Origin of the sequence: Kitasatospora sp. NPDC094016 (assembly GCF_040304045.1) — a bacterium.
In the GTDB taxonomy this organism is placed as follows: domain Bacteria; phylum Actinomycetota; class Actinomycetes; order Streptomycetales; family Streptomycetaceae; genus Kitasatospora.
This window is the reverse complement of the sequence record NZ_JBEOUK010000005.1, coordinates 136,658-150,223: the sequence shown is the minus strand read 5'-3', so window position 1 is coordinate 150,223 and position 13,566 is coordinate 136,658. Positions and strand designations below refer to the sequence as shown.

The following is a 13,566-nucleotide window of genomic DNA, read 5'->3' as shown; positions in this document are numbered from 1 at the left end:
ACACAATCCGTGACAGAGCATAGGTGACCGGATCAGGGGGCGCCGCCGTCCGTACGGAAGTGGCGTGATCCGGGCACCGGACGACATTCGGGGACGGGACATGGTTGACATCGGGGCGTCCGGGCTGCGGTTCGGACTGCTGGGGCCGCTGCGCGCCTGGCACGGGGAGCGGGAGATCGAACTGGGCCGACCGCAGCAGCGGGCCGTCCTGGCGGTGCTGCTGGACGCCGCCGGACGGACGGTGGCGACGCCGGTCCTGGTGGAGGGGGTGTGGGGCGGCGCCGCACCGGCCGACCCCCGCAAGGCCGTCCAGCTGGCCGTCTCCCGGCTGCGGTCGGCCTTCAAGCCGTACACCGGGCCGGATCCGGAGCGGATGCCGCTGGTGCGGGTCGGCGACGGCTACGCGCTGCGGGTGCCCGACGCGGAGGTGGACGCGGCCCGCTGGGAGGAACTGCTGGCCACGGCCGGACGGCTGCGCGACGGGCACGCCCCGCCGCAGGAGGTCCGGGAGGTCCTGCTGACCGCGCAGCGGCTGTGGGTCGGCGAACCGCTGGCCGGGCTGCCCGGGCCGCACGCCGAGGCCGTCCGCTCCCGCCTCGCCGAACAGCGACTTCACGCCAAGGAGACGCGGCTGGAGCTGGACGCGGAGATCGGCGACCACACCGGCCTGACGGCCGAGGCCGCCGCCCTCGCCCTGGAGCACCCCGAACGGCCCCGGCTGACCGCCGTCCTGATGCGCGCCCTCTACCAGGCGGGCCGCAAGGCCGAGGCGCTCGCCGTGTACGAGGACGCCCGCCGCCGACTGCCGCCCGGCGGAGACGGGCCCGCCCGGCACGAGGACACCCGCCGGCCGCCGACGGCCGCCGCCACCGCCACCGCCGCCACCGCCGCCGCCGCCGCCGCCACTACGACGGCCGAGGACGGCCCCGCCGCACTGCACCTGCGGATCCTGCGCGAGGACCCGTCCCTGCTACCCGCCCCCGCTGCCTCCGCCCGCGCCGAACCCGCCACCGCCTGGCAGCCGCCCGACCAACTGCCCGACGGCCTGGCCGACTTCACCGGCCGCACGGACGAGGTCGAAACCCTGGTGGACCGCCTCGCCGGGGCCGGCGGGCGAGCCGTCGTGGTCTCCGCCCTGGACGGCATGGGCGGGGTCGGCAAGACCACGCTCGCCGTGCACGTCGCCCGACAGGCCCACGGGCGCTTCCCCGACGGGCGGCTCTTCGCCGACCTGCGCGGCGCCGACCGCGCCCCGCTGGACCCGGGCGCGGTGCTCGCCGGCTTCCTGCGCGCCCTCGGCGTGGCCGCCGCCGAGATCCCGCTCGACACCGGGGAGCGCTCCGCCCTCTACCGCTCGGCGCTGGCCGGGCGGCGGGTCCTCGTCGTCCTCGACAACGCCGCCACCCTCGGCCAGGTCGAACCGCTGCTGCCCGGCTCGTCCGGCTGCGCCGTCCTGGTCACCAGCCGCGTCCGGCTGGCCGGCCTCGCCGGGGCGCACCAGATGCGCCTGGACACCCTGCCGCCCGCCGAGGCACTGGAACTGCTCACCCGGATCATCGGCGCCGACCGCGTCGACGCCGAACCCGGGGCCGCCGAGGAGATCGTGCGGGCCTGCGGACTGCTGCCGCTCGCCGTGCGCATCGTCGCCTCCCGGCTCGCCGCCGACCCAGCGCTGACCCTGGCCGCGCTCGCCGACGGGCTGCGCCGGGAACACCGGCTGGCCGAACTCAGCGACGGCGAACGGACGGTGGAGGCCACCTTCGCCCTCTCCTACCACCGCCTCGCCGCCGAACTCGCCCGCGCCTTCCGCCTGCTGTCCCTGCCCGACGCCCCGGACGTCCCGCTGCCCTGCGCGGCCGCGCTGCTCGGCCGCACCGAAGCCGAGACCGACGAACTCCTCGAAGCGCTCGTCGACCTCAACCTGCTGCACTCCCCCCGCTTCGGCCGCTACGGCTTCCACGACCTGGTCCGCGACTACGCCCGCGGCCGGCTCGCCGCCGAGGAGCCCGCCGCCGAACGCACCGCCGCCGCCGACCGGCTGGTCGACTACTGCCTGGCCACCGCCCGCAACGCCGACCGCGCCGCCCGCAAGGCCGACCCGGTCGAACTCAGCCTGCTCGACGCACCCGTCCGCTCCCCCGGGAAGACGATCACGGACGGGCCCGCCGCCGTCCGCTGGATGCGCGAACAGGCCGGCGTGCACGCCGCCGCCATCGCCCTGAGCTGCGCCGACCCGGCGCTGCCGCTCGACCGGGCGGCCGAACTCGCCGACCGGATGGGCTCCGTACTCGCCGAACGCACCCAGACCCGAGACATCGCCGACCTCTCCGACCGCATCGCCCGCGAGGCCGCCGCCCGCGGCGACCACGGCCCGCTCGCCCTCGCCCGCTACGTGCGCGGCGGCATGCTCTGGCACATCAACCGCTACGCCGAGTCCGAACAGGACATCCGCCAGGCCGTCGCGCTCTGCCAGGACGACGACGGCGGCAACCGGGGCAGCGGCGACGGCCCGAAGGCCCGCGTCCTCGCCAAGGCCCTGCTCACCCTCGGCGGCAACGCCCGCGTCCACGGCCGCTACGCCGACGCCGCCCGACACGCCGGCCGCGCCGCCGACCTGTTCCGCCGCCTCGGCGCCGAACGCTCCGAGGGCAGCGCCCTCGGCGAGTTCGCGTTCAGCTGCGCCCAGACCGGCCGGCTGGCCGAGGCCCGGGACGCCGCCGAGCGCGGCGCCCGCCTGATGAGCGGCTCCGGCCCGGTGTCCGCCGCCACCGGCCGCTACTACCTGGCCCGGGTCCTGCGGCTGTGCGGCGACCCGGAGGCGGCGCTCGCCCACGCGGTCGGCGCCCGCGACGAGTTCGCCGCCCTCCGGGTGACGGTGTTCGCGGCGGCGGCGGGCGACCTCGCCGCCCGGATCCACGCCGAGGCCGAGCGCTGGCTGCTCGCCGCCGACGCCGCCGAGGCGGCGCTGCCGCTCGCCCGCCTCACCAGCGCCGCCCTGGAGGCCGCGCTGCTGCGCACCCTGGGCGCCGCGCTCACCGGCCTCGGCCGCCCCCGCCAGGCCCGCGCCTGCCTGGCGGACGCGCTGGAGGTGTACGAGCGGCTCGGGCTCGACAAGGACGCCGAGCAGACCAGGGCCCTGCTGGACGGCCTGCCGCAGCCCTAGGTTCTGTCCGGTTCGGTGCCGCGGGCACCCTCGCCGTCACCGCGCCACAGGCACCCGGTGGATCCGCAGGAAGGCGTCGACACCGAGCGCCGCGATCCGGGCGAGCTCCTCGTCCGCCACCGGCAGGGCGCCCCAGAACGAGCGCTCGGCGACGCCGTGGAAGGTCAGCAGCGTGAACTGCTCGGCGGTCCGCGAGGCGTCGTCGACGACCAGCAGGCCTCGGTCCGCGATCACCGCGAACCGCTGCGCGAGGTCACGCTGCGAGGCGATCGGGCCGGCCTCCAGCCACGCCTCCAGGACGTCGGCCGGGATGTTGGCGACCTCGGCGCGGATGGCCCGCCCGAGCGCGCCGCGGTCCCCGGCCGAGAGGACGGCCCGGGCCCGTTCGACCGCGAAGTCGGTGAGGCCCTGGCGCAGGTCCACCACCCGGTCGAGGTGCTTGTCCATCAACTCGCGTATGAGTTCGGCCAGTTCGGCCGAGTTCTGGAGCGCGACGGAGAGGAAGAGGGTCTCCTTGTCGGCGAAGTGGTTGTAGACCGTGCGCTTGGACACCCCGGCCTCCGCCGCGATCGCGTCCATGCTGGCCCGGACGTAGCCCTCGCGTCCGAACACCGCCGTCGCGGCCCGCGTGATCGCCTTGCGCTTCTCCGGCCGTCCCGCTCCGCCCGTCGCCGCCACGGCGTCACTCCTCATCTACCGGGGCTCCCGAAAACTGCCCGGTGTAGTGTCTCCCGAGCCCGCCTGAGCCGGGTTGCCATCGAACAAGGGTGCTCTATGCTGCCTACAACCTCTACACCCGTGTAGAGGGAATTCAACAGCACGCCTGCCCCCGACCGGAACACGGAAGCCGAGCGCGGGAACCGGCCGGCCGAACAGCAGCGTCCAGAAGTGGCAGCGCACAACGGCTCATCTCACGAGGACCGGGCGCAGGCGCCACAGGGGCGCAAAGCACGGGAACACCGGGGGTGAGTGCGTGGCGGGGCGGCGAGGACGGACGTCCAACCAGGAGGCGCGCGGGCGAACGCCCGGCCAGGAGACGCAGGCGCGGACGGCCGACCAACGGACGACCGACCAGCGGTCACCGGGGCGGACGGCCGACCGGCGAGCACCGGGGCGCGCCTCCGACCAGGGGGCCCGCCGGCGGGCGAACAAGGCCCCCGCCCGGCCCTTCCCCGGCGGAGCGGCCCTGCCCGTGGCCCTGGCCGTGGGCCTGCCGGCGGTGGGCGCCGGGATCGACGAGCTCTCCGGCCCCGGCATGGGGACGGCCTTCCTGGTGGGCGCCGTGCTCGGCACCGGCCTGGCGGCCGCACTCAGCAGCCGCAACGGCTGGTGGTGGGTCCTCGCCTCCACTCCGCTGCTGGTCCTGGGGGTGACGGCCGGCGCGGAACTGCTGGCCGACGGCGACGCCTACCAGGGCAAGAACCTGGCCACCGGCTCCGCGAAGTGGGTGGTCCACGGCTTTCCCGTGATGGCCGCGGCCGCCGCAGCGGCCGCCCTGGTGATCGTGGTCCGGCTGGTCCGGGACCGGAGGAGGGACCATGGCTGAGAACCCGCAGACCCGGGACGGCGGCCGCGCCGCCGCGCCCCCGACCCGCCGCACCTCCCCCCTGCTGATCGCGGGCCGGACGCTGGCCTGCTCGGTCGCCCTGGCGGTCTTCGCCGCCAGCGGGGTGGTCTGGTACGAGGTGACATCCCTCACCGACGGGATGACCACCTCCAACGCCATCGCCGAGACCAAGAAGAACGCGCCCAAGCACCTCGACAACTCGGTCAACATCCTGCTGATCGGCCTCGACAGCCGCAAGAACATGGACGGGACGGACCTGCCGCCGGAGTTCGTCCAGGACGAACTGCACGCCGGCCACAGCTCCGACATCGGCGGCTACAACACCAACTCCCTGATCCTGCTGCACATCCCGGCCGGCGGCGGCAAGGCGCAGGCCGTCTCCATCCCCCGTGACGACTACGTCATGACCTACACCGGGGACGGCAAGCAGGCCGGCATGCGCAAGATCAAGGAGGCCTACGGCGAGGCCAAGGAGAAGGCCACCCCGGCCCTCCAGGCGAAGGGGCTCAAGGGCGCGGACCTGGAGAAGGCCGGCCGCGACGCCGGCCGGGCGGCCACCATCCAGACCGTGCAGAAGTTCCTCGACCAGCCCGTCGACCACATAGCCGAAGTCAACCTGATGGGCTTCTACGACATCGCCAAGGCCGTCGAGCCGATCGAGGTCTGCCTCACCCACGACACCAAGGACCCGGCCATGGAGGGCCAGGGCTCCGGCGCCGACTTCCACAAGGGCATCAACAAGCTCAACGCCTCGCAGGCGCTCTCCTTCGTCCGCCAGCGCCACAACCTGGACGGCCCGGACGGCAACAGCGGCGACTTCGCCCGCACCCACCGCCAGCAGGCCTTCATCTCCTCCGTCGTGCACAAGCTCAAGCAGGACGGCATCATCAGCGACCTCGGCAAGCTGCAGCAGCTGTTCGGCGTGGTGCAGAAGGACCTGGTCATCGACAACGAGTGGAACGTCCTCGACTTCGCCCAGCAGGCCCCCAACCTCACCGGCGGCAACGTCGAGTTCAACACCCTGACCTTCGACGGCTTCGGCACCCGCAACGGCCAGGACGTCAACCTGGTCACCCCCGCGAAGCTCCAGAAGGTCGTCAAGCAGATCTTCGGCTACGCCGACTCCGCCCCGGCCGCCCCCGACGCGGCGGGCGACACGCCCGCCCCGGCGGCCTCCTCCGCGCCGGCCACGACCGCGCCGACCACCACCAAGGCCGCCACCCCCACCACCGTGGACGTCTTCAACGCCTCCACGGCCGCCGGGGTCTCCTCCACCGCCGAGTCCAAGGCCCTGGTCGCGATGGGCTTCAAGGCGGGCAAGACCGGCAGCGCCGCCGCGAAGCCCAAGACCACCACCGTGGCCTACGGCAAGGGCGCCAAGGAGGCGGCCGACCAGATCGCCGCCCGCTACGGCGTCACCGCCGTGGAGTCCGCGTCGGCCCCCGCCGACCGGGTGGTCGTCACCCTCGGCACCGGCTTCACCGGCGCGACCGACGACAAGACCGGCGCCGCGGCGCCGGGCGGCGGCGCGACCGGATCTCCGTCCGACCCGGCGGCCAACCTGCCCGTGCAGGGCCCGTCGGTCGACGCCCAGAGCGACGGCGGCATCCCCTGCGTCTACTGACACCCCGCACCTGACGCACCGCACCGAGCCGTGGGGAGGCTCCCACCCGGGAGCCTCCCCACGGCTTTTCCCGCGGCGCCCTCTCGGCCGATGGCCGAGAGGGCGCCGCAGTGACCGGACCGGTCAGTCCACCGTCCAGGTGTCGCCGCCCGCCAACAGCGCGGCCAGGTCGCCCGGCCCGCGATCGGCCTGCGCGGCGACCAGCTGGCCCGCCATCAGCTCGTCGTAGACGGGCCGCCGCACATCGCGCAGCACACCGATCGGGGTGTGGTGCAGGGTGTCGGCGTCGGCGATCCGGGACAGCGCGAAGGCCGCCGCCGGGTTGGCCGCGTGCGCGTCGTGGACCAGCACCCGCGCCTCGTTGTCCGCCGTCACCGGGGCGGTGAACAGCTCGCCGTCCGGACCGCGGAACACGCCGCCGGCCAGGTCCGCGCCGAAGCGGATCGGCTGCCCGTGCTCCAGCCGGATCAGCGCCTCGTCCCGGGTGCCGGGCTGCTTCAGGGCCTCGAACGCGCCGTCGTTGAAGATGTTGCAGTTCTGGTAGATCTCCACCAGCGCGGTGCCCTCGTGCGCGGCCGCCGCCCGCAGCACCGACTGCAGGTGCTGACGGTCCGAGTCGATCGTCCGGGCGACGAAGGTCGCCTCGGCGCCGATCGCCAGCGAGAGCGGGTTGAACGGCGCGTCCAGCGAGCCCATCGGCGTCGACTTGGTGATCTTGCCCAGCTCGCTGGTCGGCGAGTACTGGCCCTTGGTCAGGCCGTAGATCCGGTTGTTGAACAGCAGGATCTTCAGGTTGACGTTGCGCCGCAGCGCGTGGATCAGGTGGTTGCCGCCGATGGACAACGCGTCACCGTCACCGGTCACCACCCACACGCTCAGGTCCTGCCGCGAGGAGGCCAGCCCGGTCGCGATCGCCGGCGCGCGCCCGTGGATCGAGTGCACCCCGTAGGTGTTCATGTAGTACGGGAAGCGCGAGGAACAGCCGATCCCGGAGACGAACACGGTGTTCTCGCGCTTGATGCCGAGCTCCGGCATGAAGCCCTGCACCGCCGCCAGGACGGCGTAGTCCCCGCAGCCGGGGCACCAGCGCACCTCCTGGTCGGTCTTGAAGTCCCGGGCGCTCTGCGGCCCTTCGGCCTTGGGCACCAGGTTCAGGGAGGGGAAGCCGTTCTCGCTCATGCGCCCACCTCGCTACGCTCGGCAGGGGCATCCGCCCACGCGCGCCTCTCGATGACTCGCTCGCTCCGCGCGCTCATCGGTGGTCCTCCTCGTCCAGGGTGCCGATCGCCGCCGACAGCACGTCCGCCAACTGTGCCGCCTTGAACGGCAGTCCACGCACCTGGTTGTAGGACTCCGCGTCCACCAGGTACTTCGCCCGCAGCAGCAGCGCGAGCTGGCCGAGGTTCATCTCCGGCACGACGACCTTCTCGTAACTCCTGAGCACCGCCCCCAGGTTGGCCGGGAAGGGGTTCAGGTGGCGCAGGTGCGCCTGGGCGACCTCGCCGCCGTCCGCCCGCACCCGCCGCACGGCGGCGGTGATCGGCCCGTACGTCGAACCCCAGCCGAGCACCAGCACCCGCGCCTCGCCGCTCGGGTCGTCGACCTCCACGTCGGGGACGGCGATCCCGTCGATCTTCGCCTGCCGGGTGCGGACCATGAAGTCGTGGTTCGCCGGGTCGTAGGAGATGTTCCCCGTCCCGTCCTGCTTCTCGATCCCGCCGATCCGGTGCTCCAGCCCCGGCGTGCCGGGCAGCGCCCACGGCCTGGCCAGGGTCTTCGGATCCCGCAGGTAGGGCCAGAACGAGCCGTCCTCGCGGTTCGGCCCGGTCGCGAAGTCCGGGCTGATCGCCGGGAGTTCGTCCACCTCCGGGATCCGCCACGGCTCCGAGCCGTTCGCCAGGTAGCCGTCCGAGAGCAGGAACACCGGCGTCCGGTACGTCACCGCGATCCGCGCCGCCTCCAGCGCCGCGTCGAAGCACTCGGCCGGCGTCGCCGGGGCGACGATCGGCACCGGCGCCTCGCCGTTGCGCCCGAACATCGCCTGCAGCAGGTCCGCCTGCTCCGTCTTGGTCGGCAGGCCGGTGGAGGGGCCGCCGCGCTGGATGTCCACGACCAGCAGCGGCAGTTCCAGCGACACCGCCAGGCCGATCGTCTCGCTCTTCAGCGCCACCCCGGGGCCCGAGGTCGTCGTCACGCCGAGCGCGCCGCCGAAGGACGCGCCGAGCGCGGCGCCGATCCCGGCGATCTCGTCCTCGGCCTGGAAGGTGCGGACGCCGAAGTTCTTGTGCCGGCTCAGCTCGTGCAGGATGTCCGAGGCCGGCGTGATCGGGTACGAGCCCAGGTACAGCGGCAGCCCGGAGCGCTGCGCGGCGGCGATCAGGCCGTAGGAGAGCGCCAGGTTCCCCGAGATGTTGCGGTAGCGCCCGGCCGGGAGCCTGGCCGGCGGCACCTCGTAGGAGACCGCGAAGGACTCCGTGGTCTCGCCGAAGTTCCAACCCGCCTTGAACGCAGTGATGTTCGCCTCGGCGATCTGCGGCTTCTTCGCGAACTTGCCGCGCAGGAAGGTCTCCGTCCCGTGGGTGGGGCGGTGGTACATCCAGGACAGCAGCCCCAGCGCGAACATGTTCTTGGCCCGCTCGGCGTCCTTGCGTGCCAGGCCGCTGTCCTTCAACGCCTCCAGGGTCAGCGTCGTCAGCGGCACCTTGTGCAGGTGGAAGCCCTCCAGCGAGCCGTCGGCCAGCGGATCCGCCGCGTAACCGACCTTCGCCAGCGCGCGCTTGGTGAACTCGTCCGTGTTGACGATGATCTGCGCGCCGCGCGGCAGGTCCTCCAGGTTCGCCTTCAGCGCCGCCGGGTTCATCGCCACCAGCACGTTCGGCGCGTCCCCCGGGGTGAGGATGTCGTGGTCCGCGAAGTGCAGTTGGAAGCTCGACACGCCCGGCAGCGTCCCGGCGGGCGCCCGGATCTCGGCCGGGAAGTTCGGCAGCGTGGAGAGGTCGTTGCCGAACGACGCCGTCTCCGAGGTGAACCGGTCACCGGTGAGCTGCATGCCGTCACCCGAGTCACCGGCGAAACGGATGATCACCCGGTCGAGTCGGCGAATCGGCTTGCCGTGCCTGGGCGGCGAACCTCCCGGGGCCGTCGGATCGGCGGGCACGGCCGCACCGGGGCGTCCGTCACCGTTCCCGGAACGACCACCGTCGCCGTCCGAGCCGTCCACTGCCTCTGACTGATCGACCTGACTGGTCACTGCCGCGGACCTCCTCGAGGGCACACCACCGCGGGCGCGGCCCCGTGCCCCGTCCGCTTGGTGCACCTCCCGCATCCTATGCGCGGGCACTTGATCCCGGACGGAACTCCCACGTGCGGCGGGAAATCACAGGTCCGCGCCCGAACCGCACACGGGGTACAACGTCCGGCCGTCGGAGATCATTCCGCGTCCGGCGGCCGTTCCCCACGCCCCCGGCCCCCGAGCCGCCCGGCCGCCGGGACGGCTACGAGTTGAGGTAGGTGAGCACCGCCAGCACCCGGCGGTGGTCCTCCGGGCTCTGCGCCAGGCCCAGCTTCAGGAAGATGTTGCTGACGTGCTTCTCCACCGCGCCGTCCGAGACCACCAGCTGCTTGGCCACCGCACTGTTGGTGCGGCCCTCCGCCATCAGCCCGAGCACCTCCCGCTCGCGCGGGGTGAGGTTGGCCAGCACGTCGCCCTTGCGGCTGCGGCTGAGGAGTTGCTGCACCACCTCCGGGTCCAGCGCGGTGCCGCCCTCGGCGACCCGGACCACCGCGTCCGCGAACTCGCGTACCTCCGCGACCCGGTCCTTCAGCAGGTAGCCGACGCCCCGGGTCGAACCCGCCAGCAGCTCGGAGGCGTACCGCTCCTCCACGAACTGCGACAGCACCAGCACGTTCAGCTCCGGGTAGCGCCCGCGCAGCTCGACGCAGGCGCGCAGGCCCTCGTCGGTGTGGCTCGGCGGCATCCGCACGTCGGAGACCACGACGTCCGGCAGTTGCCCGACCGCGGCCAGGTCGTGGATGGTCTTCACCAGCGCGGCGCCGTCCCCGACGCCCGCGACGACCTCCAGGCCCCGGTCGGTGAGCAGCCGGGTCAGCCCCTCCCGCAGCAGTACGGAGTCCTCGGCTATGACGACGCGGCGCATGGTGACCTTCCCGGCAGGGCTGAGCTGACAGGGGCAAGTCTCCCCCATCCGGGTAAACACCCGCCCCGCTGTCCGCGGATCCGCCGGCCGGGGGCCGGCGCCCGCCGCGCTCCGGTCACATGGTCCGGATCGCCACCGCGTCGCAGAGACCTTCCAGGGCCGCCTTCGCCGCGCAGTCCGGCAGCGGGGCGAGCAGCGCCCGGGCGTCCTCGGCCTGGCGCAGCGTCTCCCGGCGGGCGCGCTCCAGCGCGGGGTGGCGGCGCAGCAGCCGCAGCGCCTCGGCGTGCAGGTCGTCGTCGGCGAGGTCCAGGGTGAGCAGTTCGCGCAGCCGGGTGTCGGCCGGGTCCGCGGGGTCGGCCGGCATCTGCTCCAGCAGCAGGGTCGGCAGGGTCGGCACGCCCTCGCGCAGGTCGGTGCCGGGGGTCTTGCCGGACTCCTGGCCGTCGCTGGCGATGTCCAGCACGTCGTCGGCCAGCTGGAAGGCGATGCCGATCCGCTCGCCGAACTCGCTGAGGGTGTCCACCATCCACGGCTCGGCGCCGGCCATCAGCGCTCCTATCCGGCAGGAGACCGCGATCAGCGAGCCGGTCTTGCCGGCCAGCACGTCGAGGTAGTGCAGCAGCGGGTCGCCGTCCGGGCCGGGGCCGCGGGTCTCCAGGATCTGGCCGGTGACCAGGCGCTCGAAGGCGTCGGCCTGCATCCGCACCGCCTCGGGGCCGAGGTCGGCGAGCACCTGGGAGGCGCGGGAGAACAGGAAGTCGCCGGTGAGGATGGCCACCGAGTTGTCCCAGCGGGAGTTGGCGCTGGGGGCGCCGCGGCGCACCGGGGCCTCGTCCATGACGTCGTCGTGGTACAGGGTCGCCAGGTGGGTGAGCTCGACGACGACGGCGGCCGGCACCACACCGGGTGCCCCCGGGTCGCCGAACTGCGCCGCCAGCAGCAGCAGCAGCGGACGGAAGCGCTTGCCGCCGGCCTCGATGAGGTGACTGGCGGTGATGGTGATGAACGGGACGTCGCTCTTGACGGCCTCGGCGAGAGCCGTCTCCACCGCGTCCAGTCCGGCCTGAACGTCCCGGGTCAGGTCGCGGTCCTGCACGCTGAGCCCGAAGGGTCCCACGACGGTCACGAAGACCACTCCTCTGTCCCTGGTCGATCTAGCGGCCTGGTCCCTGAGTGCCGCCGCTGGCCATACAGGCAGGGTATCCGGTCACGAGTGGATCACTGCACGGGCGTGCGGATCCTGTCATGATCGGGCCGGATGCCCTGGTCAGGGCGGCTGTGGGGGCAGTACTGCGGTGGGGGCGAATTCAGCTGGAAAACACGGGCCGGAACCCCTCCGCCGGCGGGCCGGCGGCAAACGCGCGTCCGGACCGCGCACCGAGGGCGCGGCCCGGACGGACCCGGGGCGGCGGCGCCGCCCCGGGGGCGGTCAGCGGACGAACAGCGCGGCCTTCGACGCCAGGTCCAGGAAGTACTGCGGCAGCAGGCCGAGACCCAGCGTGACCAGCACCCCCACCCCGATCGCGGTCGCCGTGAAGGCGCTCGGGATCGCCACCGTCGGGCCGCCCGGCTTCGGGTCGGAGAAGAACATCAGCACGATGACCCGGATGTAGAAGAACGCGGCCACCGCCGAACTCAGCACACCGACGATCACCAGCGGCGTCGCCCCGCCGGCCGCCGCCGCCTGGAACACCGCGAACTTCCCGGTGAACCCGGAGGTCAGCGGGATCCCGGCGAAGGCCAGCAGGAACAGCGCGAACACCGCCGCCACCAGCGGCGAGCGCCGGCCCAGCCCGGCCCAGCTGGACAGGTGGGTCGCCTCGCCCTTGGAGTCGCGCACCAGGGTGACCACGGCGAACGCGCCGAGCGTCACGAAGGAGTACGACAGCAGGTAGAACAGCACCGAGGACAGGCCCTGCTTGTTGGTGGCGATCACACCCGTGAGGATGAACCCGGCGTGCGCGATCGAGGAGTACGCCAGCAGCCGCTTGACGTCCTGCTGGGTGACCGCCAGCACCGCGCCCACCACCATGGTGAGGATCGCCACCCCCCACAGCACCGGCCGCCAGTCCAGCCGCAGGCCCGGGAAGGCCACGTAGAACAGCCGCAGGAACGCCCCGAAGGCCGCGACCTTCGTCGCCGCCGCCATGAAGCCGGTCACCGGGGTCGGCGCGCCCTGGTACACGTCCGGGGTCCAGGAGTGGAACGGCACCGCGCCGACCTTGAACAGCAGGCCGACCGCGAGCATCGCCAGGCCGATCAGCAGCAGCGCGTCACTCTGGGTGCTGCTCAGCTGCGCCGGGGTGGTCATCGCCTTGCCGGAGATCACGTCCGAGATGTCGCCGAGCTTCACGCTGCCCGCGTAGCCGTACAGCAGCGCGGTGCCGAACAGGAAGAACGCCGAGGCGAAGGCGCCCAGCAGGAAGTACTTGACGGCCGCCTCCTGGGAGAGCAGCCGGCGGCGCCGGGCCAGCGCGCAGAGCAGGTACAGCGGGAGGGAGAAGACCTCCAGCGCCACGAACATCGTCAGCAGGTCGTTGGCCGCGGGGAACAGCAGCATCCCGCCGACCGCGAACATGGTGAGCGGGAAGACCTCGCTGGTGGCGAAGCCGGCCCGGACCGCGGCCCGCTCCTGCTCGCCGCCGGGGGTGGCGGCGGCCTGGGCCGCGAAGGCGTCGGCGGGCAGGCCGCCCGCCTTGGGCTCCAGCTTCCGTTCGGCGTAGGTGAGCACCGCGACGACGGCGGCCAGCAGGATCACGCCTTGCAGGAACAGCGCCGGGCCGTCCAGCGCGACCGACTCCATGGCCAGCAGGTCGACCCGGGTGGAGCCGAAGCCCTGGGAGGCCAGCACCACCACGGCGACGAAGGAGCCGATCAGCCCGGCCAGGGCGAGCGACACCTGCGTCCAGTGCCGGTACCGGCGGGGCACGAAGGCCTCCACCAGGATGCCGGCCACGGCGGCGCCGAACACCACCAGCATCGGGGAGAGCTGGCCGTACTCCAGGTGCGGCGCCGGGATGCTGGCGGTGTTGCCGCCGGCGGCGGCGAGCATGCC

General features: G+C 73.4%; 9 protein-coding genes. 3 read left to right on the top strand and 6 right to left on the bottom strand.

Features of this window, described 5'->3' with window-relative positions:
* Window positions 1-100: 100 nt before the first annotated feature.
* The gene (locus ABT015_RS07275; RefSeq protein WP_350877622.1) at window positions 101-3,163 is read left to right on the top strand and encodes an AfsR/SARP family transcriptional regulator; all 3,063 of its coding nucleotides are present in this window, start codon (window positions 101-103) and stop codon (window positions 3,161-3,163) included.
* 36 nt (window positions 3,164-3,199) lie between these two features.
* Here the strand turns inward: ABT015_RS07275 and ABT015_RS07270 are convergent, their stop codons facing one another.
* The gene (locus ABT015_RS07270; protein WP_350877621.1) at window positions 3,200-3,856 is read right to left on the bottom strand and encodes a TetR/AcrR family transcriptional regulator; all 657 of its coding nucleotides are present in this window, start codon (window positions 3,854-3,856) and stop codon (window positions 3,200-3,202) included.
* A 499-nt stretch (window positions 3,857-4,355) separates the two neighbouring features.
* Here ABT015_RS07270 and ABT015_RS07265 point away from each other — a divergent pair, with 499 nt between their 5' ends.
* Window positions 4,356-4,709, top strand: coding sequence for a DUF6542 domain-containing protein (locus tag ABT015_RS07265; RefSeq protein ID WP_350877620.1), 354 nt, complete (start codon window positions 4,356-4,358; stop codon window positions 4,707-4,709).
* Window positions 4,702-6,354: an LCP family protein gene (locus ABT015_RS07260; protein WP_350877619.1), complete on the top strand. Its 1,653-nt coding sequence runs from the start codon at window positions 4,702-4,704 to the stop codon at window positions 6,352-6,354. The genes ABT015_RS07265 and ABT015_RS07260 overlap by 8 nt, the downstream gene beginning before the upstream one ends.
* 123 nt (window positions 6,355-6,477) lie before the next feature.
* Here ABT015_RS07260 and ABT015_RS07255 read toward each other — a convergent pair whose 3' ends face one another.
* The 5 genes from ABT015_RS07255 to nuoN form a co-directional block, all read right to left on the bottom strand.
* Complete coding sequence (locus tag ABT015_RS07255; protein WP_350877618.1) at window positions 6,478-7,533, bottom strand: 2-oxoacid:ferredoxin oxidoreductase subunit beta; 1,056 nt, start codon at window positions 7,531-7,533, stop codon at window positions 6,478-6,480.
* 73 nt (window positions 7,534-7,606) lie between these two features.
* Window positions 7,607-9,604, bottom strand: a complete 1,998-nt coding sequence (locus tag ABT015_RS07250; protein ID WP_502897271.1) for a 2-oxoacid:acceptor oxidoreductase subunit alpha — start codon at window positions 9,602-9,604, stop codon at window positions 7,607-7,609.
* A gap of 244 nt (window positions 9,605-9,848) precedes the next feature.
* Window positions 9,849-10,511, bottom strand: coding sequence for a response regulator (locus tag ABT015_RS07245; RefSeq protein WP_350877616.1), 663 nt, complete (start codon window positions 10,509-10,511; stop codon window positions 9,849-9,851).
* 115 nt (window positions 10,512-10,626) lie between these two features.
* Window positions 10,627-11,637, bottom strand: coding sequence for a polyprenyl synthetase family protein (locus ABT015_RS07240; RefSeq protein WP_350877615.1), 1,011 nt, complete (start codon window positions 11,635-11,637; stop codon window positions 10,627-10,629).
* Between the two features lie 303 nt (window positions 11,638-11,940).
* Window positions 11,941-13,563, bottom strand: a complete 1,623-nt coding sequence (gene nuoN / locus ABT015_RS07235) for an NADH-quinone oxidoreductase subunit NuoN (RefSeq protein WP_350877774.1) — start codon at window positions 13,561-13,563, stop codon at window positions 11,941-11,943.
* Window positions 13,564-13,566: the final 3 nt, after the last annotated feature.

What these genes read in the sequence shown, in the direction of transcription:
- ABT015_RS07275 (WP_350877622.1), top strand. Translation starts at nt 101, where the DNA reads ATGGTTGACATCGGGGCGTCCGGGCTGCGGTTCGGACTGCTGGGGCCG.
- ABT015_RS07270 (WP_350877621.1), bottom strand. Translation starts at nt 3,856, where the DNA reads ATGAGGAGTGACGCCGTGGCGGCGACGGGCGGAGCGGGACGGCCGGAG.
- ABT015_RS07260 (WP_350877619.1), top strand. Translation starts at nt 4,702, where the DNA reads ATGGCTGAGAACCCGCAGACCCGGGACGGCGGCCGCGCCGCCGCGCCC.
- ABT015_RS07255 (WP_350877618.1), bottom strand. Translation starts at nt 7,533, where the DNA reads ATGAGCGAGAACGGCTTCCCCTCCCTGAACCTGGTGCCCAAGGCCGAA.
- ABT015_RS07245 (WP_350877616.1), bottom strand. Translation starts at nt 10,511, where the DNA reads ATGCGCCGCGTCGTCATAGCCGAGGACTCCGTACTGCTGCGGGAGGGG.
- nuoN (WP_350877774.1), bottom strand. Translation starts at nt 13,563, where the DNA reads ATGCTCGCCGCCGCCGGCGGCAACACCGCCAGCATCCCGGCGCCGCAC.